This window comes from Burkholderia sp. LK4 (assembly GCF_001043615.1).
Lineage (GTDB): Bacteria > Pseudomonadota > Gammaproteobacteria > Burkholderiales > Burkholderiaceae > Burkholderia > Burkholderia cepacia.
This window is the reverse complement of record NZ_LDUL01000064.1, coordinates 1-23099: the sequence shown is the minus strand read 5'-3', so window position 1 is coordinate 23099 and position 23099 is coordinate 1. Positions and strand designations below refer to the sequence as shown.

18 protein-coding genes and 1 pseudogene are annotated in these 23099 nt (G+C 67.4%); 11 read left to right on the top strand and 8 right to left on the bottom strand.

Annotated features, from left to right (window positions below):
- The first annotated feature begins 313 nt into the window (after nucleotides 1-313).
- A complete protein-coding gene (locus tag VK92_RS28915; protein ID WP_048022626.1) occupies nucleotides 314-727 on the top strand; it encodes a PPC domain-containing DNA-binding protein in 414 nt (137 codons plus the stop codon).
- Between the two features lie 125 nt (nucleotides 728-852).
- On the opposite strand, the gene acnB is transcribed toward VK92_RS28915, so the two are convergent.
- On the bottom strand, nucleotides 853-3438 hold the full coding sequence (gene acnB / locus VK92_RS28910) for a bifunctional aconitate hydratase 2/2-methylisocitrate dehydratase (protein ID WP_048022625.1): 2586 nt from the start codon (nucleotides 3436-3438) through the stop codon (nucleotides 853-855).
- A 697-nt stretch (nucleotides 3439-4135) separates the two neighbouring features.
- On the opposite strand from acnB, the gene VK92_RS28905 reads away from it, so the two are divergent.
- Nucleotides 4136-4891, top strand: coding sequence for a BPL-N domain-containing protein (locus VK92_RS28905; protein ID WP_048022624.1), 756 nt, complete (start codon nucleotides 4136-4138; stop codon nucleotides 4889-4891).
- Between the two features lie 11 nt (nucleotides 4892-4902).
- Here VK92_RS28905 and VK92_RS28900 read toward each other — a convergent pair whose 3' ends face one another.
- From VK92_RS28900 to VK92_RS28890, 3 genes are all read right to left on the bottom strand, one after another.
- Nucleotides 4903-5376 carry a nuclear transport factor 2 family protein gene (locus tag VK92_RS28900; RefSeq protein WP_048022623.1) on the bottom strand — a complete coding sequence of 158 codons (474 nt, stop codon included), beginning with the start codon at nucleotides 5374-5376 and terminating at the stop codon, nucleotides 4903-4905.
- Between the two features lie 303 nt (nucleotides 5377-5679).
- Nucleotides 5680-5928, bottom strand: a complete 249-nt coding sequence (locus VK92_RS28895; RefSeq protein WP_021161497.1) for a hypothetical protein — start codon at nucleotides 5926-5928, stop codon at nucleotides 5680-5682.
- Nucleotides 5929-6567: 639 nt separating this feature from the next.
- On the bottom strand, nucleotides 6568-7002 hold the full coding sequence (locus tag VK92_RS28890) for a universal stress protein (protein WP_021161496.1): 435 nt from the start codon (nucleotides 7000-7002) through the stop codon (nucleotides 6568-6570).
- A 368-nt stretch (nucleotides 7003-7370) separates the two neighbouring features.
- Between VK92_RS28890 and VK92_RS28885 the strand changes: the two genes are divergently transcribed.
- From VK92_RS28885 to VK92_RS28860, 6 genes are all read left to right on the top strand, one after another.
- Nucleotides 7371-8855 carry an amidase gene (locus tag VK92_RS28885; protein WP_048022622.1) on the top strand — a complete coding sequence of 495 codons (1485 nt, stop codon included), beginning with the start codon at nucleotides 7371-7373 and terminating at the stop codon, nucleotides 8853-8855.
- 814 nt (nucleotides 8856-9669) lie between these two features.
- Entirely contained in the window at nucleotides 9670-10356 is a 687-nt protein-coding gene (locus tag VK92_RS28880; protein ID WP_027789362.1) for a hypothetical protein, read from the top strand.
- A 120-nt stretch (nucleotides 10357-10476) separates the two neighbouring features.
- Nucleotides 10477-11307 (top strand): arylamine N-acetyltransferase family protein, encoded by an 831-nt coding sequence (locus VK92_RS28875; RefSeq protein WP_048022621.1) that lies wholly within the window; start codon nucleotides 10477-10479, stop codon nucleotides 11305-11307.
- 87 nt (nucleotides 11308-11394) lie between these two features.
- Complete coding sequence (locus VK92_RS28870) at nucleotides 11395-11571, top strand: ribbon-helix-helix protein, CopG family (RefSeq protein ID WP_048022620.1); 177 nt, start codon at nucleotides 11395-11397, stop codon at nucleotides 11569-11571.
- Between the two features lies 1 nt (nucleotide 11572).
- Nucleotides 11573-11923, top strand: coding sequence for a VOC family protein (locus VK92_RS28865; RefSeq protein WP_021161489.1), 351 nt, complete (start codon nucleotides 11573-11575; stop codon nucleotides 11921-11923).
- A gap of 7 nt (nucleotides 11924-11930) precedes the next feature.
- The gene (locus VK92_RS28860; protein ID WP_021161488.1) at nucleotides 11931-12791 is read left to right on the top strand and encodes a class I SAM-dependent methyltransferase; all 861 of its coding nucleotides are present in this window, start codon (nucleotides 11931-11933) and stop codon (nucleotides 12789-12791) included.
- A gap of 89 nt (nucleotides 12792-12880) precedes the next feature.
- Here VK92_RS28860 and VK92_RS28855 read toward each other — a convergent pair whose 3' ends face one another.
- From VK92_RS28855 to VK92_RS28840, 4 genes are all read right to left on the bottom strand, one after another.
- Nucleotides 12881-17722: an NAD-glutamate dehydrogenase gene (locus tag VK92_RS28855; protein ID WP_048022619.1), complete on the bottom strand. Its 4842-nt coding sequence runs from the start codon at nucleotides 17720-17722 to the stop codon at nucleotides 12881-12883.
- Nucleotides 17723-17917: 195 nt separating this feature from the next.
- Nucleotides 17918-18106, bottom strand: coding sequence for a 4-oxalocrotonate tautomerase (locus VK92_RS28850; protein ID WP_048022618.1), 189 nt, complete (start codon nucleotides 18104-18106; stop codon nucleotides 17918-17920).
- 59 nt (nucleotides 18107-18165) lie between these two features.
- Nucleotides 18166-18942 carry a class II aldolase/adducin family protein gene (locus VK92_RS28845; RefSeq protein WP_048022617.1) on the bottom strand — a complete coding sequence of 259 codons (777 nt, stop codon included), beginning with the start codon at nucleotides 18940-18942 and terminating at the stop codon, nucleotides 18166-18168.
- The gene (locus VK92_RS28840; protein WP_048022616.1) at nucleotides 18917-19810 is read right to left on the bottom strand and encodes an urea transporter; all 894 of its coding nucleotides are present in this window, start codon (nucleotides 19808-19810) and stop codon (nucleotides 18917-18919) included. Before VK92_RS28840 ends, VK92_RS28845 begins: the two co-directional genes overlap by 26 nt.
- 256 nt (nucleotides 19811-20066) lie before the next feature.
- On the opposite strand from VK92_RS28840, the gene VK92_RS28835 reads away from it, so the two are divergent.
- The 3 genes and pseudogenes from VK92_RS28835 to VK92_RS28825 form a co-directional block, all read left to right on the top strand.
- Nucleotides 20067-20627 (top strand): putative glycolipid-binding domain-containing protein, encoded by a 561-nt coding sequence (locus VK92_RS28835; RefSeq protein ID WP_048022615.1) that lies wholly within the window; start codon nucleotides 20067-20069, stop codon nucleotides 20625-20627.
- Between the two features lie 9 nt (nucleotides 20628-20636).
- Nucleotides 20637-21197, top strand: a pseudogene (locus VK92_RS28830) (sodium:solute symporter family transporter); the annotation flags it as partial.
- 271 nt (nucleotides 21198-21468) lie between these two features.
- On the top strand, nucleotides 21469-23099 hold a 1631-nt coding region (locus VK92_RS28825; protein WP_048468212.1), incomplete at its 3' end, for a type VI secretion system Vgr family protein.

Sequence of the window (23099 nt, the reverse complement as noted above, 5' to 3'; positions counted from 1 at the left end):
CGACGGGGCGTTCGGTGAAGGGGGCGATAAAGCAGGGATTTCCTCGAGGAACTGATTCTTGCATACGTTAGGGGCGGTTCTCAGACGGACGCGTGTGTGTTTCATACGGAAAACAAGACCGATGCGCTGCGGCCGGTGCGAAACCATGCGGCAGGGGCCCGTATGCGCGGGTGGCCCGGGGTCGAACGACATCGGATGAAACGACGCCGGGAAGACACCGACGCGCGGGATTATCGAGCGCGGATGACTTGCCGGATTCACGGGACGAACGTACGCTGGGTCGATACCGCGATCGACCCACAGGTTCTCGACCATGCAAGCCCATCCTTTGCGTCTTTCCCCCGGCGACGATCTGCGCGGCGCCATCGAGGCAGCGCTACACCGGCATGAAGCGCATGCGGCCTTCGTGATCCAGGGCATCGGCAGCCTGAGCGTCGCGCAGTTGCGCTTCGCCGGCGTCGATCAGCCGACCGAGCTGCGCGGCGACCTCGAAATCCTGACGCTGGCCGGCTCGGTGTCGCCGGACGGCGCGCATCTGCATATGTCGATTTCCGATGCGGCCGGCCGCGTGACGGGCGGCCATGTTGCGAGCGGCTGTGTGGTGCGCACGACGGCCGAGATCCTGCTCGCGCTGATGCCCGCGCATCGCTTCTCGCGCGAGCCCGACGCGGGCACCGGCTTCAACGAACTGGTGATCCGTTGCGAGCCGGGCGGCGACACCCTATGAATGCGACTATGCATCGATCGCTGCGTCCTTTTCTCGCCGCATAAAAAAAGCGCCGCGGCCTTTCGGCACGCGGCGCCTTCCAGTGCGCTGCGACGTCGACCACCCGCCGCAGCCCGACTGCGTGCTTACACCTGCACGGTGTCGGCCACTTCCTTGAAGTCCTCGATCTGGTCGAAGTTCATGTACTGGTAGATCTTGTCGCCATTGGCGGTGAGCACGCCCATGTCGGCCATGTACTCTTCCTTGGTCGGGATCTTGCCCAGACGCGAGCAGATGGCCGCCAGTTCCGCCGAGCCGAGATACACGTTCGTGTTCTTGCCGAGACGGTTCGGGAAGTTGCGGGTCGACGTCGACATGACCGTCGCGCCTTCGCGCACCTGAGCCTGGTTACCCATGCACAGCGAGCAGCCCGGCATTTCGGTACGCGCACCGGCCGTGCCGAACACGCCGTAGTGGCCTTCTTCCGTCAGCTGCTTCTGGTCCATCTTGGTCGGCGGCGCGACCCACAGCTTGACCGGGATGTCGCGCTTGCCTTCGAGCAGCTTCGACGCGGCGCGGAAGTGACCGATGTTGGTCATGCACGAACCGATGAACACTTCGTCGATCTTGGCGCCGGCGACGTCCGACAGCGTCTTCACGTCGTCCGGGTCGTTCGGGCAGGCGACGATCGGCTCGTGGATGTCGGCGAGGTCGATCTCGATGACGGCCGCGTATTCGGCGTCGGCATCCGGCGACAGCAGTTGCGGGTCGGCCAGCCACTGCTCCATCGCCGCGATACGGCGCTGCAGGCTGCGCGGATCCTGGTAGCCCTGCGCGATCATCCACTTCAGCAGCGTGATGTTGCTGTTCAGGTATTCGATGATCGGTTCCTTGTTCAGGCGCACCGAGCAACCGGCGGCCGAACGCTCGGCGGACGCATCCGACAGCTCGAACGCTTGCTCGACCTTCAGGTCGGGCAGGCCTTCGATTTCGAGGATGCGGCCCGAGAAGATGTTCTTCTTGCCTTGCTTGGCGACCGTCAGCATGCCTTGCTTGATCGCGTACAGCGGGATCGCGTTGACGAGGTCACGCAGCGTGACGCCCGGCTGCATCTTGCCCTTGAAGCGGACCAGCACCGATTCCGGCATGTCCAGCGGCATCGTGCCGGTGGCGGCCGCGAATGCGACCAGGCCCGAGCCTGCCGGGAAGCTGATGCCGATCGGGAAACGCGTGTGCGAATCGCCGCCGGTGCCGACGGTGTCGGGCAGCAGCATGCGGTTCAGCCACGAGTGGATCACGCCGTCGCCCGGGCGCAGCGCGATGCCGCCACGCGTGCTGATGAAGTTCGGCAGCGTCTGGTGCGTCTTCACGTCGACCGGCTTCGGATATGCGGCGGTGTGGCAGAACGACTGCATCACGAGGTCGGCCGAGAAGCCGAGGCAGGCCAGATCCTTCAGTTCGTCGCGGGTCATCGGGCCCGTGGTGTCCTGCGAGCCGACCGAGGTCATCTTCGGTTCGCAGTACGTGCCCGGGCGCACGCCCTGGCCTTCCGGCAGACCGCATGCGCGGCCGACCATCTTCTGCGCGAGCGAGAAGCCCTTGCCGCTGTCGGCCGGCTGGTGCGGCAGGCGGAACAGCGTCGACGGCGCGAGGCCCAGCGCTTCACGCGCCTTCGCGGTCAGGCCGCGGCCGATGATCAGCGGAATGCGGCCGCCGGCGCGCACTTCGTCGAACAGCACGTCCGACTTCACCTGGAATTCGGCGATGACCTTGCCGTCCTTCAGCGCCTTGCCTTCGTACGGGCGCAGTTCGACCACGTCGCCCATTTCCATCTGCGACACGTCGAGCTCGATCGGCAGCGCGCCGGCGTCTTCCATCGTGTTGTAGAAGATCGGGGCGATCTTGCCGCCGAGGCACACGCCGCCGAAGCGCTTGTTCGGGACGAACGGGATGTCTTCGCCGGTGAACCACAGCACCGAGTTGGTGGCCGACTTGCGCGAGGAGCCGGTGCCGACCACGTCGCCCACGTAGGCGACCAGGTGACCCTTTTCCTTCAGCGATTCGATGAACTTGACCGGGCCGCGCTTGCCGTCTTCTTCCGGCGTGATGCCCGGGCGTGCGTTCTTCAGCATCGCCAGCGCGTGCATCGGGATGTCCGGGCGGGTGGTGGCGTCCGGCGCCGGCGACAGGTCGTCGGTGTTCGTTTCGCCCGTGACCTTGAACACGGTGATGGTCAGGCTTTCCGGTACTTCCGGACGGCTCGTGAACCATTCGGCGTCGGCCCAGCTCTGCAGCACGGCCTTCGCGTGCGCGTTGCCCTTGTCGGCGAGTTCCTTCACGTCATGGAACTGGTCGAACATCAGCAGGGTTTTCTTCAGTGCGTCAGCGGCGACGGCAGCGACGGCCTCGTCGGACAGCAGTTCGATCAGCGGCTGGATGTTGTAGCCGCCCAGCATCGTGCCGAGCAGTTCGGTCGCGCGTTCGCGCGAGATCAGCGGGCAGGCGGTCTCGCCCTTGGCCACGGCGGCCAGGAAGCCGGCCTTCACGCGGGCGGCTTCGTCGACGCCGGCCGGCACGCGATGGGTGATCAGGTCGACGAGCGTCTGCTCTTCGCCGGCGGGCGGGTTGGTCAGCAGTTCCACCAGTTCGGCGGTCTGCTGAGCCGTCAGCGGCAGGGGAGGAATACCGAGCGCGGCGCGGGCGGCCACGTGAGCACGAAAGTTTTCAAGCATGGGGAGACCTGCTGATATTGCGTTTGAGGGGAAGGCCTTGCCGGCACTCCGGGGCTGTTCCAGGCACTGCTTTGAGCGGGATTCTAATCTCAATGATCTGTAACGTCAAATGTCTTATGTCTTATATAAGAGTTGAGAGTTGGGGTGCGGGAAAGTGTGGGGGGCGCGGGGGAGCCGGTGATTGCGGATGTGCTTCGGCGGCGCGCCGGGGCATGCCTGCGGGCGAGGTGTCTCGGGTGTCCCGACTGTTGATGGGAGAAGCGGGGGCGGCGGTGTGCGTGAGCGGGATCCGGGGGCGTCCGTCTGCGCCGGGTCGCCCGCGTTGCGGCGCCGGCCGCTGTCGTGTGAACAGGCAAGGGGCGCCCGAGGCTGCGACCCGCGCGGGGGCGCTACCGGTTACAAAGCCCGGAAGCCCGGAAGCCCGGAAGCCCGGAAGCCCGGAAGCCCGGAAGCCCGGAAGCCCGGAAGCACGGAAGCACGGAAGCACGGAAGCACGGAAGCACGGAAGCACGGAAGCCGGCTGCGCACATTTCTGTACAAGCACGCAGGAAACGGTACACACATACCGCTTTCGGGCGCCTACGCTGTATTTCACGTGCCTTTCAGCGAGATTTCAAAACACGGCGGCATTGGCGCGTGCCGGCTGCTTCGTCGTGAACGGCCGACCGCGAACCCTCGAGTCCCGTCAGTCGGGAACATGCGATCCAGAGAATCGATTTTCGTTGTCCTGTCGCTCGTCGCGTCGTCGCTCGTTCATGCGGCGGCGGCCGACGACGAAACGCGCGGCTTCGACAGCCGCCCCGTCGCATTGGTCTACCGCGGCCCGGCCGCATGCGACGGTTGCCCCGAGACGATTGCGAGGCGCCTGCGGGAATCGGAGCACAAGTTCCGGGTGCTTTACGTCGGGCCGGCGGAAAAACGTCGGATCACGCCTCCCGTCCTGTCCGGCGCCGCGCTGTATGTCCAGCCCGGCGGCGGGCAGGACATCCCGGGCGCGGCGGCCAGCATCGGGAAAGACGCGATCGAGGCCGTGCGCCAATACGTGTCGAACGGCGGGCGCTATTTGGGCATCTGCATGGGCGCCTACCTGGCGGGCGACCCGGGTTTCGGGCTGGTCGCGGGCCAGATCGACTCGGAGGTCGACCGGCCGCGCTCGACGCTTCACGGTATCGCGGACACGGTGACGCCGGTGGTATGGCGCGGGAAAAAACGCTGGATCTACTTCCAGGACGGCGCGATGCTCCCGGCCGCCCCCGGCGCGGCCGTGCTGGCGATCTATCCGAACCGCGATATCGCAGCCGCGACCTATCGCTACGGCAAAGGGCGTGTCGGGCTCGTCGGCCCGCATCCCGAAGCCGACGAAAGCTGGTATCGCGAGTACGGCCTCCGGAATCCGGACGGCGTTCTGCCGGACATGGCGTACGACCTGATCAACGCGACGATGAAGCCATGATGGTGCGCGAGCTAATTCCGCCGTGCGCGATACGCGTCGAGGTTCTTCCGCGCCTGTGCGCGGATCGCGCGTTGCACGAAAGGTGTCCAGCCGAGCAGCGCGCCTTTCAGTCCAAGCGCCTGACGCGCCCAGCGCCACAGGTCGAAACTGTCGCGATGCTCGACGATGCGCCCGTCGCGAAACCGGAACCGCGCGTCGATCCGGTTGACCACCATCCGGCCGGTCGTGGTGAACCGGTAATGGGCGATCCATTCGGCGCGCCCGGCCTGCTGATCCGCGGCGACGTCGCTGAACGTCAGGGAAAAGTCCTGCGCACGCGCGACCAGCATGCGCCACATGTCGCGTGCGAGGTCGCCGCGCAGCTCGCCGAACGCGGGATCGCTGAAGACGACGTCATCGGCATAGCAGGCGAGCATCGCGTCGATGTCGCGCTGCTGGAACGCCGTGTAGAAGCGCTGGATCAACTCGGTGTGCGGATGGCTCATCGTTGGGTGGGGTGTCGTTGCAGATGAAACGGAGTCTCGACGCGGCGGCCGGACATTCGACCGGTTGATCGACGGGGGCATGCCATACGGCAGGAATGCCCCGATCGAGCGGATGTCGACGTGTCTTCCACGCGACGATGCAGGTCACGTGCCGCGTTCGGCATGACTGCCGTCCTGAACGTGACCTGCGTCGCGGCATGTCGCGATATCGATCGAAACAAGCGGGAAGGGATGAGGGCGTGCGCGGCTTCTCCGGTTCAGCCGTCGCGACCCGAGCCCGGCCGGAGCGTCGGCGAATGCACGTCAGCGATTCGCCAGTGCGACGTCCTGGTTGCCGCGCCCCGTCACCAGGCAGCCCGACATGAATGCCTCGCCCTGGCTGCTGGCCGCTGCTTCGCCGAAGCCGCGGCCGAGCGCGTCGACCTTCACTTGCGCGGCGCCCTGTTCGCATGCGAGCGGGCTGGTGTCGCGGCCCTGCGCATGCAGGATCGCGCGATCGCCGATGAGGTACGCCAGCAGCGCGAAAACAGCGATATGTACGGCTCGTCTCATGGTTCGTCTCCTCGTCGCACAAGCGTAACGCGGACACGTTCGACGAAGCACTTGGGGGTTCCCCCGGTAAACGTCTGCTGAATCGGGGGCGGGCGGGGTGATCGTGTCCCGTTTTTCGCGTGTTGCGGGCGGAGCGAAGGCAAGGTTTCCATGCGGCCGGCGGGCGAAACCGGACGGGCGGCGAGACATTCGCGCGACGGTTTTCAGCGCGACAGGCCCGCGATTCGCGCGAGTTTGACGAATGTCAGGAGACGGGCGGGAGGGGGCGGCCGGACGGCCGTTCACAGCGATAGCATGAACGCATGGTTTGACGGAACGCGATCGCGGAGGAATGCATCGGTTCCGGCAAGCAGGTGCGAATTGAACATCGCTGTCGAAATAGTGAGGAATCCAAATGCTTAACGTCTCTTCCGTCCTGATCAGCCTCGCTCCGATGTGGGCCATCCTGCTCGTTGCGTCTTCGGCAGCCGCCTATTTCGTGTTCTGGCGCAAGGTCATCAAGTAAGCGCGGCGGGAACGCCGGTGCGTGCGTGGGCGGTAATGCGGAACGCGGTAACGCGCACCGGTGTCGCACGGCTCGCTGCAAACCCGTGGTCCGTCAGCGAACGGCCGCCGTCGCGTTGCCGCGCGTCATCGCCGTCATTGCACGGCCGTGACCGGCACGTTCGTAATCCGCACCAGCCGGCTCATCACGCTGCGGCGGAACACCGACATCAACGCATGTAACGGATCGTGCCGCGGCGCGGCGACCACGATCTCGTCGCACCCCGTCTCGGCCGCCACGGCGGCGATCGTATCGGCCACCGGGCCGACTTTCATCACGACGCTGTACTTGACGCCGGCTTCCTGCAGGATTCGCTCTGCCATGGCCAGGTCGGCGGACGCGAACTTCTCCTCGATCGAACGCAGCCGCGACAGCGGATGGTAGGCCTCGAGCCGCGTCGATTCGAGCGGCGCCTGAACGTTGATCAGTACGATTTCCGACGCGCACCGTTCGCGATACAGGAATGTCGCGTGGCGAACCGCCTGAAGCGAGCGGGGCGAGTGGCCGACCGGTACCAGCAGCTTGAGCATGAACGTTGTCCAGGAAACGAGATGATTCCAGCGTAGCGTGCGGCCGGGACGAACGATCTAAAGAGAACGGGCGGCCGCGTAAAAATGTTGTTAACGCGCGCCGTCTCGTCCCGCGCCTGATAGAAATATAAGAAATTTAAGTTTATGCGCATAAACGATTTCATCCGCGCGGGCGGCGCGTGCGAAGCGCGGCCTGTGGCCCCGATTCAGTCGGAACCGCAATGAATCGCGGCGGAAAATATCGGAGGTTGCCGATCCGGCGTCGCGTAGAGTAGTGCATCGGCCGCGGCGCGGCCCCGCCCGGCCGTTTTGGGGGGCGTCCGCCGCCATGCGGCCCGCCATCCCATTCCGATTCCAGGAGACCCCGCATGCCGCACGGCGCCCCGCAGCTTCTCGCTCCCGCTTCCATCCCCGTCGACCCGATCGTGCGCCTGTCGGCCGGCGAACTCGCGTCGGCGATCCGCGGCAAGGCCGTGTCGTGCGTCGAGACGATGCGCGCGTATCTCGATCACGTCGAGCGCGTGAACGGCGCGGTCAACGCGATCGTCGCGCTGCGCGATCGCGACGCGCTGCTCGCCGAAGCCGCGGAAAAGGATGCGGCACTGGCGCGTGGCGAGTACCACGGCTGGATGCACGGGATGCCGCAGGCGCCGAAGGATCTGGCGATGACAAAGGGGCTGCGGACGACCTACGGCTCGCCGATCTTCCGCGAAAACGTGCCGCAGGCCGATTCCGTGTGCGTCGCGCGGATGCGCGCGGCCGGCGCGATCTTCATCGGCAAGACCAACACGCCCGAATTCGGGCTCGGCTCGCACACGTTCAACGAAGTCTACGGCGCGACGCGCAACCCGTACGACCTGACGAAAAGCGCGGGCGGCAGCAGCGGCGGCACGGCGGCGGCGCTCGCGTCGCGGATGCTGCCGGTCGCGGACGGCAGCGATTTCGGCGGTTCGCTGCGCAATCCGGCCGCGTTCTGCAACATCTACGGCTTCCGCCCGTCGCAGGGCCGCGTGCCGCGCTGGCCGGGTGTCGACGTGTTCGTGCAGCAGCTCGGCATTGAAGGGCCGATGGGCCGCACGGTCGGCGACGTCGCGCAGCTGCTCGCGATCCAGGCCGGCTACGACTGCAACGATCCGCTGTCGCTCGCGGAGGATCCGGCCGTGTTCGCGCAGCCGCTCGACACCGATCTGCGCGGCAAGCGCATCGCGTGGGTCGGCGACTGGAACGGCTATCTCGCGACCGAGGCCGGTGTGCTCGCGCTGTGTGAACAGGGGCTGGCGACGCTGCGCGAGATCGGCTGCGACGTCGATGCCGCACTTCCGGCGTTCGCGCCCGACCGGATCTGGCGCCTGTGGCTCGCGCACCGGCACTTGTTGTCCGGCGGCGGGCTGCTGGCGCACTATCGCGACCCGGCGCGGCGCGCGTTGCTGAAGCCCGAGGCGATCTACGAGGTCGAAGGGCTGCTCGCGATGCAGGGCGCGGCCGTGTTCGAGGCGAGCGTCGAGCGCACCGCGTGGCATCAGGCCGTGCTGAGCTTCTTCGACCGCTACGACTTCATCGCGGCGCCGACCGCGCAGGTGTTCCCGTTCGACGTCGACCAGCGCTGGCCGACGGAGATCGCGGGCCGCGCGATGGATACCTACCACCGCTGGATGGAAACGGTCGTGCCGTGGACGCTGGCCGGCTGCCCGGTGATCAGCGTGCCGGTCGGCTTCAACGACGCGGGGCTGCCGATGGGGATGCAACTGATCGGGCGTCCGCGTGCCGATCTCGCCGTGTTGCAGCTCGCGCGCGGTTACGAGCAGGCGGCCGGATGGGTGGACGGGCGGCTGCCGGCGTGGATGGCGGGGTGATACGGAGGCCGGGCGATAGCCGGTTGCGGATGGCGGATGACCAAGCGGGCGGCGGCAAGCCGCTCGTTTCGCTTTTGTTTCCGAACGTGTTGCCGGGGCATGTCACGCCGAGCCCGTGGCGCGGGCGCGTTGCGCGACGGCGTGGCGTCATGTCAATGACGCGGCCCGGCATGTTCCGCGTCACGCCGCGCCGTGCTGTTCGCCGGCGCACATCACACTGATCCCGGCACGGGCGCATGCGCGCGACGGTGTGGCGTCATGTGATTGACGCGGCCCGGCACATTCCGCGTCACGCCGCGCCGTGCTGTTCGTCGGCGCGCATCACGCTGATCCCGGCACGGGCGCATGTGCGCGACGGCGTGGCGTCATGTGATTGATGCGGCACGGCACGTTCCGCGTCACGCCGCGCCGTGCTGTTCGTCGGCACGCATCACACTGATCCCGGCACGGGCGCATGTGCGCGACGGCGTGGCGTCATGTGATTAATGCGGCCCGGCACGTTCCGCGTCACATGCCGCCGGTCGATGTTGAATCCGACGCGCGGTTCAAGACGTGCGACGGCTGGCAGGCCACCGGCCGTGTCACCGTGCAGACGCCGACATTCGCCGCCATTGATGCGCCTCGAGAACGAATGTCGGCACACGGCCGATATCGCGCGGCAAACCCGGACAAATCCGCTCGAGCGCGTACGCCGGCCGCGGAATTGCAAGCCTTCGTGCCTCGTGATTTCGTTTCGATGTGTTTCAGTCGTTGCGGCGGCGCGCGGCGCGCTTCGACAATATTGGCCTCGATCATTCCGGCACGAGGAACACACATGAAACACATTCGCGCGACGGGCCGGTACCTGGCCTCGGCAGGCATCGCGTTCGGCATCCTGGCAAGCGGCGCCGCGCACGCGCAGCTCGACCTGCAGTCGCTCGGCGCGTCGCTGCTCGGCGGCGGGCAGCAGCAGGCGGCGCCCGCGCAGGGCGGCGTTTCCCAATTGCTGCAGGCTTACGTCGGCGCGAACCAGCAGGTGCTGACCGGCCAGTCTTCGCTCGCGTCGGCGATGGGCCTGACCGGCGCGGCCGGGCAGGCGCAGCAGGCCGCGAGCCAGCTGGCCGGCGGCGACGCGCTGACGCCGGCCGCGCTGTCGCAGATGGGCGGCGCGCAGCAATCGGTGTCGCAGGCGCTCGGCCAGGCGTTCGCGAGCGGCGGCGCGACGCACGGGCCGATCGACAAGCAGGCGTTCAGCAACGGCCTCGCGTCGCTCGGGCAGGGGCTCACGCAGTATTCGCAGCTGCAGTCGGGGCTCGGCAATCTCGGCTCGACGAGCGCGGCGTCGCTGTTGCAGTCGGGCCTGAACCCGCAGAACATGCAGGCTGCGTCATATATCGCGCAAAGTGCGCCGGGCCAGCTGCAGTCGCTCGCGGCGACGCTCAGCCAGGCCGTGCAGTTCGCGACGAGCCAGGGCATTTCGGTGCCGTCGGTCGCGTCGTCGGCGCTGAAGCTGCTGCCGTAACGTTGCGCGGGGCCGCGCGATGCAGTGCCGGCATCGCGCGCGACGGCGAAGATCGCCCCGCACAACATGGGGATTCCGCGCGATGTTATCGTGGCGTGTCCCTTTTTTCGGTGCAGGTTCATGACTGACTCGTTCGACCTCTCGCGCTATTTCTCCCGCATCGGCTACGACGGCCCGGTCGCGCCGACGCTCGACGTGCTGCGCCGGCTGCACCTGCTGCACCCGCAAGCGATTCCGTTCGAAAACCTCAATCCGCTGACCGGCGCGCGCGTTGCGCTCGACCTGCCCGCGATCGTCGACAAGGTGATCGAACGCCGCCGCGGCGGCTACTGCTTCGAACTCAACAAGCTGTTCTACACCGCGCTCACGACGATCGGCTTTCGCGTGACGCCGATGATCGCGCGTGTGCGCTGGATGCAGCCGCCGGAAGTCGCCACCGCGCATACGCACATGCTGCTGCGCATCGATCTCGACGGCGCGGCCTGGCTCGCCGACATCGGTTTCGGCAGCGCCACGCTGACCGCGCCGCTACGGTTCGTGCCGGACGAGCGGCAACTGACGCCGCACGGCGCGTTCCGCGTCGTCGCCGCGCCGGTCGACGGTGAATTCGACATGCAGTTCGAGACGCCGGACGGCTGGCAGACCACCTACCGCTTCCAGTCGAAGCGGGTCGAATGGATCGATTACGACGCCGCGAACTGGTTCACGTCGACGTATCCAGAATCGATCTTCCTGCACAACCTGATCGCATGCCGCGTGCTGCCGGACGGCCGCGCTGCGCTGCGCAACACCACGCTGACGATCCGCGATGCGGCGGGTGCCGGGCAGTCCGTCACGTTCGACGATGCGGCCGCATGGGCCGCATGCCTGCGCGACACGATCGGCATCGATACGACGGGATTCGATCTCGACGCGCTGTTCGCGCGGCTGGCGGCGCGCGCTGCGACGTAACGCGGGCTCACGGTACCCGATCGCAGCCCGCGCAGATGGGCTGCATCCGCACTTGATTTTTGCTAGATTGCTAGCATACTAGCCATCATGACCGACGAAGAAGTGAAGCAATTCAACGTGTATCTGCCGCTGAGCCTGATCCGGCAGGTCAAGCATCGCGCCATCGAAACGGAGCAGTCGCTGTCCGCGCTGGTGGCCGATGCATTGCGCGCGTACCTGGCCGCGCCGCCGCCGGGCGCGGAACCGCCCACCAAGGAGGAGTGACATGTCATCCGAGCGAATCGAAGCCGTGTACCTGACGACGCACAACTGGGGCAAGTCGGCGAAGTTTTTCCAGGCGCTGGGCTTTACGCTGGAGTTCGAAACCGATCACAACTCGGGCCAGCTGCGTCATGGCGACGGCCCCTTCCTGTTCATCGCCGAAGTGCCGCCGGGCGAAACGCCGGACATGCAGGTCGTGCTCAAGGTGCCGAATGAACAGGCGGTGCAGCCGCAGCCGATCGTCGACGTCGTCACGCCGTTCGAGGACACGCACTGGGGCACGCGCGACATGACCGTACGCGATCCGGACGGTCGCGTGTGGCGCCTGCAGGCGCCAGGGCAGCAGGGCGCGTGAGGCCGACATGACCGAACCCCGCGAAAGCGCCCCCGACAGCACCGCCGCGCGCGTCGCGCTGTGGCGTGCGCTGCACGTCGAACTCGATGCGCCGCCGCATGTGCTCGCCGACGAAGTCGGGCGGCAATTGCTCGCACCGGAGCCCGGCTGGCAGCAGCGTGGTGACATGGATCCGCAGTTCACGCGGCCGTTTCGCGCGTCGATCGTCGCGCGGGCACGCTTCATCGAGGATCTCGTGGTGGAGCAGGCCGCGCGCGGCGTGAGCCAGTACGTGATCCTCGGCGCAGGGCTCGACAGCTTCGTGCAGCGCCGGCCCGACATGGCGTCGCGTGTGACCGTCTTCGAAGTCGACCAGCCGGCGCCGCAGCGCTGGAAGCAACGGCGCCTCGTCGAGCTGGGCTTCGGCGTGCCCGACTGGCTGCGTTTCGTGCCGGTCGATTTCGAGGCGAAACAGTCGTGGCGGGCGGCGCTCGTCGGTGCCGGCTTCGATGCCGGCAAGCCGGCGGTCGTCGTGTCCACCGGCGTCAGCATGTACCTGACGCGCGAGGCGAACGCGGCGGCGTTGCGCGAAGTCGCCTCGCTCGCGCCGGGCTCGACGCTCGCGATGACGTTCCTGCTGCCGCTGGAAAATGCGGATCCGGACGTGCGTCCGGGGCTGGAAATGGCCGCGAAGGGTGCGCGCGCAAGCGGCACGCCGTTCATCAGCTTCTTCATGCCGGCACAGATGCAGGCGCTCGCGCGGGAGGCCGGCTTCACGAAGACCGAGCACGTTGCGGCTGCCGAACTGACGCGTCGGTATTTCGCGGATCGTGCGGACGGACTCAGGCCGCCGAACAACGCGGAGGAACTGCTGGTCGCGACGGTCTAGCCTCGCGCGTGCGCAAGCATGCCGGCAGCGCGCCGGTTCCGGTCACGCGGAACCGGCGACGCTCGTCCACCGGGCGCCCGCCAGCCTGGTCACGCGCGTTCGAGCACGGCCATTTCCCGCACGACCACGAGCAGCACCGCGAGGCTGGCGCCGCCGGACGCGCGCAAGTCGGCGAGCAGGTGCTCGTAGCGTGCGAGCGCGGCTTCGCGGCGCGCGCGCCACGCGCCGACGATCGTCTCCGGCGTGGTCGAATCCGGCGATTCCGCAAGTGCGCTCGCCGCGAGCGTGCGCTTGAGGCGCGCGACTTCCGCGAGTGCGGCCGCGCGCGCCAGCATGTCCCAGTGCGTCGGGGTCGGCAGCGTCGCCGCGCGCTCGCCGATCCAGCTGTAATTGAGCAGCGTGCCGAGCGAGAAATACACACCCGCGACGAGTTCGAGGCTGCGGTTGCTGGTCGCGGCCACTTCGGCGATGTCGAGCAGCGCGGCCGAGATGTCGCCGCTCGCGACGCGCACCGCGAGCGCGCTGTCGACACCGGCTTCCACCAGCACGCGCTGCCGCCCGGACAGCGCTTCGAGATCGTCGGCCGGCAACAGCGACGGCAGTTGCGGCGCAAGCCGCTCGGCCGCGTCGCGGCAGCGCGCGATCAGCTCGGCGACGCCGCCGTCGGCCACCGCGCCGGATTGCAGATGCCGCAGGAACCACAGCGCCGCGCGCTCCAGCAGCCGCGCGACGTCGACGAACATGCGCGCCTGCACGTCGTCGGCGACGCGGTTGTCGAGCGCATCGATGTCGCGCCACACCGCATCGAGGTCGAACACGTCGCGCGCCATGATGCACGCCCGCACGATGTCGCCGGGCTTCGCGTCGGTTTCTTCCATCAGCCGGTGCACGAATGCGCAGCCGACGCGGTTCACGAGCGCGTTGGTCAGATGCGTCGCGAGAATCTCGCGGCGCAGCGGATGGCGGCGCATCGGTTCGCTGAAGCGCTGCTGCAGCGGCTTCGGGAAGTAGTCGACGAGCATCGCGGCAACCAGCGGATCCTCGGGCACGTCGGATTCGAGCAGCGCGTCGTACAGCCACATCTTGCTGTACGCGAGCAGCACCGCGCGTTCCGGCGACGTGAGGCCGAGCTTCGCGGCTTGCCGTTCGGCGACTTCGTCGTCGGTCGGCAGGAATTCGATCACGCGGTTCAGGCGGCCCGCGCGTTCGAGCCAGCGCATCAGGCGCGCCTCGGCATCGAGCAGCTCGACCGCATAACGACCGGCGATCGACAGCGCCTGCGTCTGGTAGTAGTTGTCGCGCAGCACGAGCAGCCCGACTTCGTCGGTCATCTCCGCGAGCAGCGCGTTGCGCTGCTTCTCGGTCATCTCGCCGTCGGACACGACGAGCCCGAGCAGGATCTTGATATTGACTTCGTGGTCCGAACAATCGACGCCGGCCGAGTTGTCGATCGCGTCGGTGTTGATGCGGCCGCCGCGCTGCGCGAACTCGATCCGGCCAAATTGCGTGCAGCCGAGGTTGCCGCCTTCGCCGACGACCTTGCAGCGCAGGTCCGCGCCGTTCACGCGCACCGCGTCGTTCGCGCGGTCGCCCACTTGCAGGTGGGTTTCGCGCGCCGCCTTCACGTAGGTGCCGATGCCGCCGTTGTACAGCAGGTCGACCGGTGCCTGCAGGATCGCGCGGATCAGCTCGGCCGGCGGCAGCGCGTGCGCGTCGATGCCGAGCGCGGCCTGCACGGCGGGCGACAGCGGGATCGTCTTCGCGGTGCGCGGATAGACACCGCCGCCCGCCGAGATCGCGGCCGGATCGTAGTCGGCCCAGCTCGAGCGTTCGAGCGCGAACATGCGCGCGCGCTCCGCGAAGCTCGTCGCGGGATCGGGGTTCGGGTCGAGGAACACGTGCCGGTGATCGAACGCGGCGACGAGCCGGATATGCGGCGACAGCAGCATCCCGTTGCCGAACACGTCGCCCGACATGTCGCCGACGCCGACCACGGTGAAGTCGGTCGTCTGCGTATCGATGCCCATCTCGCGGAAGTGGCGCTTGACCGATTCCCACGCGCCGCGCGCGGTGATCGCCATCTTCTTGTGGTCGTAGCCGACCGAGCCGCCGGACGCGAACGCGTCGTCGAGCCAGAAGCCGTATTCGTGCGAGATCGCGTTCGCGTAGTCGGAGAAGGTGGCCGTGCCCTTGTCGGCGGCCACCACCAGGTACGGGTCATCCGGATCGTGCCGCACGACGTCGGGCGGCGGCACGATCGTGTTGCCGGCCAGGTTGTCGGTCAGGTCGAGCAGGCCGCGCAGGAAGGTCTGGTAACACGCGATGCCTTCGCGCATCCACGCTTCGCGATCGCTCGGCGGCGGCGGGTTCTTCACGACGAAGCCGCCTTTCGAGCCGACCGGCACGATCACGACATTCTTCACCATCTGCGCCTTCATCAGCCCGAGCACCTCGGTGCGGAAATCCTCGCGGCGATCCGACCAGCGCAGGCCGCCGCGCGCGACGCGCCCGCCGCGCAGGTGCACGCCCTCGACACGCGGCGAGTACACCCAGATCTCGAACATCGGCTTCGGTTCGGGCAGCCCGGGCACCTTCGCCGGATTGAACTTGAACGACAGATACGGTTTCGATTCGCCGTTCGCGTCGACGAGGAAGTAGTTCGTGCGCTCGGTCGCGTTGATCACGCCGAGGAACTGCCGCAGGATGCGGTCTTCGTCGAGGTTCGGCACCTGGTCGAGCGCGCCTTCGATCGCCTTCAGCAGCCGCTCCGCCTGCACGTCGCGCGTGTCGCCGGTGGCCGGGTCGAAGCGCAGCAGGAACAGCTCGACGAGCTGCCGTGCGATCGCCGGGTTGCCGGTCAGCGCGCGCTCGATATACGCGTCGCTGAAGGTCGAGCCGACTTGCCGCAGATACTTCGCATACGCGCGCAGGATCGTCACTTCGCGCGCACTCAGATGGGCGCGCAGCACGAGGCGGTTGAAGTCGTCGTTCTCGATCCGGCCGCTCCAGATCTGGTCGAACGCATCCTCGAACAGGCCTTTCACGCGCTCGATGTCGAATTCGGTGTCGTCCGCGAGCTCGAGGCCGAAGTCGTGCACCCACGCATGCGCGGCGTCCTGCGTCTGGATCCGGTACGGCCGCTCCTCGTCCACGCGCACGCCGAGATGCTCGAGCATCGGCAGGCTGCGCGACAGCGCGATCGGGTCGCCCGCGCGATAGACCTTGAAGCGGAACGCGCGCGCTTCCGCCTCGATCGGCCGGTACAGGTTCATCGCGAGCTGCCCTGAATCCTTCACCCGCTCGATCAGCTCGATGTCGCGCACGGCCGTGCGCGCCGGATAGTCGTCGCGGTAGCCGGCCGGGAACGAATCGGCATAACGCTGCAGCAGCCGGTTGCCTTGCTCTTCACCGAAGGCGTCGAGCAGCGCGTCGGCGAGATCGTCCTGCCAGCGGCGCGTGACCTGTACGAGCCGCGTTTCGAGCTCGCGCGTGTCGACGTCGGGCATCGTGCCCGGTTCCGCATGCACGACGAAATGAATGCGCGCGATCGCCGATTCCGACAGCAGCGGCGTGAATTCGACGTTCACGCCGTTGTACGCATCGACGAGCAGCTTCGCGATGCGCCGGCGCAGGTCGGTGTTGTACTTGTCGCGCGGCACGAACACGAGGCACGACACGAAGCGGTCGAAGCGGTCGCGCCGCACGAACAGGCGCGTGCGCTGGTGTTCCTGCAGCCGCAGGACGCCGAGCGCGATGTCGTAGAGCTGGTCTTCGTCGGCCTGGAACAGTTCGTCGCGCGGATAGGTTTCGAGCACCGTCACGAGCGACTTGCCGAGATGGCCCTTCGGCAGGAAGCCCGCGCGCCGCACGATGTTCGCGCACTTGCGGCGCACGATCGGGATCTCGGTATACGAACCGAAATAGGCGGTCGACGTATAGAGCCCGATGAAGCGGCGCTCGCCGGCGACCTTGCCGTCGGCGCCGACGAGTTTCACGCCGACGTAGTCGAGATAGCCGGGCCGGTGCACGGTCGCGCGCGAATTCGCCTTGGTCAGGAAGATCGGCCAGGGGCCGGTGATGATGTCGGCGGCGGCCTGCGGCAGCGGCGTGACGTCGGGGGCGCCGGACGTGCGCAGCGATTCGCGCAGGATGCCGAAGCCGGTGCCCTCGATGCCGCGCAGCCCGAAGCCCGTGCCGTCGGACACGAGCGCGTAGTCGCGCTGGCCGAGGAACGTGAAGTGATCGGCGGCCATCCATTCGAGGAACGCGCGCGCCTCGATGTCTTCCGCGGTCGATTCGCGCGCCTTCATCTCCTTGATCGTCGCGCGGGCGATGTCGACGATCTTCGGCCAGTCTTCCACCGATGCGCGCACGTCGCCGAGCACGTGCGCGATGTCGTTGCGCAAGGTGTTAAGCAGCGCGGCATCGCCGCAGCGATCGACTTCGAAATGGATGAACGACGCGAGCTGCGACTGCCCGTCGCCGGGCGTTGCGCCGCCCGCATCGACGCGCTCGATGCCGCCATCGACGCCGCGCCAGATGCGGAACACCGGGTGCAGTGCCGAATGCAGCGCGAGCCCGAGGCGGTTGACGGCCATCGTCACCGAATCGACGAGGAACGGCATGTCGTCGTTGACGATCTCGATGACCGTGTGGTCGGAATGCCAGCCGTGCTGTTCGAGGATCGGGTTGTACACGCGCAGCCGCTCGCTGCCGGGCACGAATTTCTGGGCGGTCTGCCAGTGCGCCATCGCCGCGCCGTAGAGATCGGCGATGCTGCGGCTCTGCAGATCGTCGGCATCGGCGAAGTCGTAGTAATGACGCAGGAAGGGTTCGACGATCCGGAACGTGGCTTCGGGCAGGCGCCCGCGCGCGAATTCGACGACGTCCGAGAGCAGGTGTGCGACGACTTCCTCGTTCTTCGCTTCCATGGCGGTCTCCTCGTCGGGTGGCCATCGGCTGCTGCGTCTGAGCCGCATTATATGCACCGATCGCGTGACATTGCGATGTGCGCGCGCACAACGGGAGGCGGAGAAGGAGGCTGCCTGCAGCGCCGCCGGGCGGGCGCCGCAGGGGATGAGTCAGTGCGATGCGGGCGGGTGCTCAAGCATCGCCGGGTGTGACGTTCAGCGCTCGTCGCTCCACAGCTTCCCGGCCGTCGCCCAGTTCTCCTTCCTCACGTCGGTGAGGATGATGTCGACCGCGCCCGGCTCGCAGCCGAGCGTCTCGCACGTGACGCGCGTGATTGCTTCGACGAATTCGCGCTTCTGTTCGACGGTGCGGCCTTCGAAGAGCTGGATATTGAAAGTCGGCATGACAAGTGCTCCGGTTGAGTGTGTCGGGTTCGGCCGCGATCGCGGCCAGGGATGCGGTGTCAGTCGCGATACGACGGATCGATCCGGTCGAGCCGGCGCAGCAGCGCCGGCCATTCCAGTTCGCCTTCGATCGCGCCGCCGTCGCGCAGTTGTTCGGCGGTGCGGTCGGCCACCGCCGGGTCGGGCAGCACGAGCGGCCCGCCGCCGGCCTGCGCGCGCACCTGGATATCACAGGCCTTGATCAGCGTGTCCATCAGCACATAGGCTTCGGCGACGGTGCGGCCGACCGTCAGCGTGCCGTGGTTGCGCAGCAGCATCGCGGATTTCGTGCCGAGGCTCGCGGTCAGCCGCGCGCCTTCGGCCGGCGAGAACGCGAGCGCCTCGTAGTCGTGGTACGCGAGGTCGCCGTGAAAGCGCAGCGCGTGCTGCGACGCGGGCAGCAGCCCGTCGCGCTGGATCGATACGGCGATGCCGGCCGTATTGTGCAGATGCATCACGCAGACGGCGTCGGCGCGGGCGGCATGCACGGCCGCATGCAGCGCGAAGCCCGTTACGTTGACCGCGTGCTCGCCGGCGCCGATCCGGTTGCCGGCCAGGTCGATCTTCACGAGGTTCGATGCGCGGACCTCGTCGAACGTCAGGCCGAACGGATTGATCAGGAAGTGGCCGGGCTCGCCGGGCACGGTCGCGGAAAGATGCGTGTAGATCAGGTCGTCCCAGCCGTTCAGCGCGACGAGCCGATAGGCGGCGGCGAGGTCGACGCGCAGCCGGCGTTCGGCGTCCGAGATCGGGCCGCCCGGTTTCACGGCATCAGGACGGTGTGCGAATGACGACATCGGGTTCTCCGAAGGTGAGGCGGCGCGCGACGGCTACGGTCACCCACGATGCAAGGGCGAACGGCGCCGTGAACACGGGGATGCCGGCGCGCATCGCGAGCCACTGGATCAGCGCGGCGAGCGCGGCGGCTGCAAGTGCCGCGCGCGGGCCGCGCGACATCAGCGCCAGTGCGGCGAGCGCGCCGTTGAAGCCGAGCAGGCCGTCGGCGAACGGCGCGCCGGTCGCGCCGAGCATGAGCAGCAGCACGGTCGACACGATCGCGCCGCCGAGCGCGAACGCGGCCGCGCGGCGCGACGCGACGGCGAGGCCGGCGACGATCAGCGCGCCGGCCCATGCGCCTTGCGCGAAGGTGGTCTGAGCAACTCCCGACAGCAATGCGTCGGTGACGGACGACGGCGTCAGTGCCATGCCGGCCGTCGCGTCGGTCGCGTGTTGCGGTGCGACAAACGGCAGCCACAGCGCGGTGGCGGCGAGGCACGGGCTTGAATACGGGCACTGGCGCCAGCGGGCGAGCGGCGTGCGCATCGCGCGCTGCACGAGCGCCGCGCCGATCGCGGCCAGCGGCGCCAGCGCGACGGCTGCAAGGGAAGCGGGCGCGAACAGCGCCGCGATCAGCGCGGCGAGCGCGCCGTTGAAGCCATGCAGCCCCTGTTCGACGTCGTGGCGCGCAGCGCCCGTCAGCACGGCGGTCATGCTGGCGGCGGCCGAGCCGAGCAGCGCCGCGCATGCCAGCCGCAGATCGGTCAGCGCCAGCGCGGCGAGCAGCAGCGCGCCGGTGAGCGCGTTCGCCTGCAGTACGATCTGACCGATGCCGCGCAGCAGGATGCGCAGGTCGATCGACGGCGAGGCGGAGCGGGCGGTAGGCATGATGGCGGCGGAACAGGACGAGCCGCGAGCATAGGACACAATCCGATGCACCGGAATAGGGAATTCTGGATAGTCAGGATTTGTCGGCGCTGCCCCGAAATGGGGAATGCGGGTGGTTGGCCGTGTCCTGGCGGGTGCCGCATGGCGTTTTTCGGGGCGAACGTTCCGTGGTGAGGCAATTCAGGCATCCGCCGGCGCTTTCATCGGCGGATTCGTGCGACAGTGTCCCGCAGCGGAGAAACCGGGAGGGGAAACGATGCGTGAAGTGCGATGGGCGTCGCTCGAAGGCGACGGGGTCGAACATCTGACGTTCGACCGGAGCGGCGGCGGGATCGTCGTCGAAAGCGCGGTGGTCGGCCAGCGGTACGGCCGTGCGTACGGGCTCGCGTATCGCGTCGAGTGCGACGCGGCCTGGCGCGTGACGTATGCGGTGTTGAAGGTGATGGGCGGCGGTACGCTCGAGCTGCGCGGCGACGGCGAAGGCCACTGGCGCGACGGCACGGGCCGTGCGCTGCCCGAACTCGACGGCTGCATCGACATCGACATCGCGGCGACGCCGTTCACGAACGCGCTGCCGATCGGCCGCCTGGGGCTCGCGCGCGGCGAGCGGCGGCCGATCGACGTCGCGTACATCTCGACGCCGGACCTGAAGGTCACGCCGGTCAAGCAGGCTTACGCGTGCATCGAGCCGGGCCGGCGCTACCGCTACGAAGGCATCTTCCGGAATTTCACCGCCGAGATGGACATCGACGAAGACGGGCTCGTGATCGACTACGAGACGCTGTTCAGACGCCTGCCGGCGCCGACGGGCCGTTGAACCGCGGCGTTCGCGACGATCCTCGCAGTGGTCGCGGGCCTCACGCTCGCCGGCGCGACGACGATCTCGCATGATCTTTACGCGCAGATGTGGGCGCGCGGCAAGCCCGACGAGCGCCTCGAGATGCGTATCTCGCGCGCGGCGACGATTGCGTTTTCGGCGGTCGCGATCGGGCTGTCGATTCTGTTCGAGCACGTGAATGTCGCGTTCATGGTCGGCCTCGTCGCGGCGGTGGCCGCGAGCGCGAATTTCCCGGTGCTCGCGATGTCGATCTTCTGGCGCGGGATGACGACGCGCGGTGCGGTGCTCGGCGGCGGCCTCGGCCTCGTGTCGGCGGTCACGCTCACGGTGCTGTCGAAGTCGGTATGGGTCGACGTGCTGCATCACGCGCACGCGCCGGTGTTCCTCGACAACCCGGCGCTCGTGTCGGTGCCGCTCGCGTTCGTCGGAATCGTCGTCGGTTCGCTCGCGGATCGCGGCGAGCGTGCACGGCGCGAGCGCGACGCGTTCGCGCAGCAGGAGTTCTACGCGCAGACGGGCTTGCTGGCGGGCGAGGCCGTGCAGCACTGATCCGTGATTGTGGGTGGTGAAACCCCGAGGATCGAGATCTCTCGGGGTTTCGCTTTTTTTTGGGGGGCGGCGCAGAGGTAATCGCCAGTAGAGACGGAATTTGCGACAAGGTGGCCGGGGCAATCTGGCTCGATCGCGGATACGACCAGGGCAACTCACGAATATGGTGGAGGCTAGGTCGAGGAAAAGCGCAACTTTCGGATTCGTCCAATAGACGGGGATCTCGCAATAGTTAATCGTTGCCGCTGGGCGTTCAGCGAGCAGCTTAACTATGGCTATCCAATCCGACCTGCGCTTTACCTTCACCGCTGGCAACGAATCATTCGAGGTCGTCGAGTTCAGCCTGCACGAGGGCCTGTCCGAGACCTTCCTGTTGCAGGTGGAACTCGCCAGCGCGAATCCCGCCATCGACTTTGGCGAGGTGCTTGATCGCAGCGGCGTGCTCACGATTTGGCAGGGTGGGCAGCCGGTGCGCTACGTTCATGGCGCCGTTTCGTCGTTTGTTCAGGGAGAGACGGGATTTCGCCGCACCCGCTATTCCGCAGTGGTCGAACCCCGCCTGGCGCGCCTGAAGCTCTCGTCTGATTGGCGTATCTTCCAGACCCTGAGCGCGCCCGAGATCGCTACGGCCGTGCTCAAGGCACACAATCAAACGCTGGACTACGAGCAGCGTGTCACCAACGAGCATCTGGCGCGCGAGTATTGCGTGCAGGCAGGCGACACCGACTACGACTTCATCGAACGTATTTTGCGCGAGGAAGGCTTCTTCTACGCCTTCCAGCACAAGGCCGACGGTCATCGGTTGATCCACTGCGATCGGCTGTTTATCTTCGGTCGTCAGCAGGGCGAGCCGGTGCTGTATAACCCGACACCGGGCGGCGACCAGCCGCGGCCTTGCCTGCGCACCTTCACCTATACGGAGAACGTGCGCACCGCGCGGCAGGTGCAGCGCGACTACACCTTCAAGAGCCCACGCTTTCCGCACGAGTACCCGCGCGAGGGCACAGACCTTGATCGTCAGGGCCGCGGCTACGCGCGCTACGACTATCCGGGCCGCTACAAGCACGAGGGCAGTGGCAAGGCCTTTACGCAGGACCGCCTGCGCGGTCACCGTCGCGATGCGCGCATCGCGCTGGTGAACGGTGACGATGCGCGCCTGCAACCGGGAGTCGCTTTCGATCTCACCGGCCACCCGCGTGAGGACATGAACCGCGGCTGGCGTCCGGTCAGCATCGTCCATCACGGCGTGCAATACACCAGCCAGGCGGAGGAGGGCGCCGACGCGCAGCAGGGCACGCACTACCGCTACGAAGCGGTGCTGGTGCCCGACGACGCGGAATGGCGCGCCGAGCCGCTGCCGCGCCCGCGCATCGACGGCCCGCAGCCGGCGACGGTGGTCGGCCCCGAAGGCGAAGAGATCTACACCGACGCGTACGGCCGGGTAAAGGTGCAGTTCCCGTGGGATCGCGAAGGCAAGTACGACGAGCACAGCTCGTGCTGGATTCAGGTCGCGCAGAACTGGGCCGGCGCGATGTGGGGGCACATGGCGATCCCGCGTATCGGGCAGGAAGTCATTGTGGTCAATCTGGATGGCGATCCGGACCAGCCTCTCATCATCGGGCGGGCGTACAACCGCCTGCAGTTGCCGCCGTACGAGCTGCCGCGGCACAAGACGCGGATGACGATCAAGAGCCAGACGCACAAGGGCGAGGGCTACAACGAACTGCGCTTCGAGGACGAGAAGGATCAAGAGGAAATCTACGTCCACGCGCAGAAGGACCAGAACATCCACGTCAATCACGACGAAACCACCTTCGTGGGCAACGACCGCAGCGAGCAGGTCGAACACGACGAAACCATCGCCATCGGCAATGACCGCAAAGAGACCGTGGGGCGCGACGA

Bases quoted from the DNA above. Each gene is read 5' to 3' on its own strand.
- acnB (WP_048022625.1), bottom strand. From the start codon at position 3,438: ATGCTTGAAAACTTTCGTGCTCACGTGGCCGCCCGCGCCGCGCTCGGT.
- VK92_RS28870 (WP_048022620.1), top strand. From the start codon at position 11,395: ATGACCGACGAAGAAGTGAAGCAATTCAACGTGTATCTGCCGCTGAGC.
- VK92_RS28915 (WP_048022626.1), top strand. From the start codon at position 314: ATGCAAGCCCATCCTTTGCGTCTTTCCCCCGGCGACGATCTGCGCGGC.
- VK92_RS28835 (WP_048022615.1), top strand. From the start codon at position 20,067: ATGCGTGAAGTGCGATGGGCGTCGCTCGAAGGCGACGGGGTCGAACAT.
- VK92_RS28880 (WP_027789362.1), top strand. From the start codon at position 9,670: ATGAAACACATTCGCGCGACGGGCCGGTACCTGGCCTCGGCAGGCATC.
- VK92_RS28900 (WP_048022623.1), bottom strand. From the start codon at position 5,376: ATGAGCCATCCGCACACCGAGTTGATCCAGCGCTTCTACACGGCGTTC.
- VK92_RS28890 (WP_021161496.1), bottom strand. From the start codon at position 7,002: ATGCTCAAGCTGCTGGTACCGGTCGGCCACTCGCCCCGCTCGCTTCAG.
- VK92_RS28855 (WP_048022619.1), bottom strand. From the start codon at position 17,722: ATGGAAGCGAAGAACGAGGAAGTCGTCGCACACCTGCTCTCGGACGTC.
- VK92_RS28865 (WP_021161489.1), top strand. From the start codon at position 11,573: ATGTCATCCGAGCGAATCGAAGCCGTGTACCTGACGACGCACAACTGG.
- VK92_RS28895 (WP_021161497.1), bottom strand. From the start codon at position 5,928: ATGAGACGAGCCGTACATATCGCTGTTTTCGCGCTGCTGGCGTACCTC.
- VK92_RS28845 (WP_048022617.1), bottom strand. From the start codon at position 18,942: ATGTCGTCATTCGCACACCGTCCTGATGCCGTGAAACCGGGCGGCCCG.
- VK92_RS28905 (WP_048022624.1), top strand. From the start codon at position 4,136: ATGCGATCCAGAGAATCGATTTTCGTTGTCCTGTCGCTCGTCGCGTCG.
- VK92_RS28840 (WP_048022616.1), bottom strand. From the start codon at position 19,810: ATGCCTACCGCCCGCTCCGCCTCGCCGTCGATCGACCTGCGCATCCTG.
- VK92_RS28875 (WP_048022621.1), top strand. From the start codon at position 10,477: ATGACTGACTCGTTCGACCTCTCGCGCTATTTCTCCCGCATCGGCTAC.
- VK92_RS28850 (WP_048022618.1), bottom strand. From the start codon at position 18,106: ATGCCGACTTTCAATATCCAGCTCTTCGAAGGCCGCACCGTCGAACAG.
- VK92_RS28860 (WP_021161488.1), top strand. From the start codon at position 11,931: ATGACCGAACCCCGCGAAAGCGCCCCCGACAGCACCGCCGCGCGCGTC.
- VK92_RS28885 (WP_048022622.1), top strand. From the start codon at position 7,371: ATGCCGCACGGCGCCCCGCAGCTTCTCGCTCCCGCTTCCATCCCCGTC.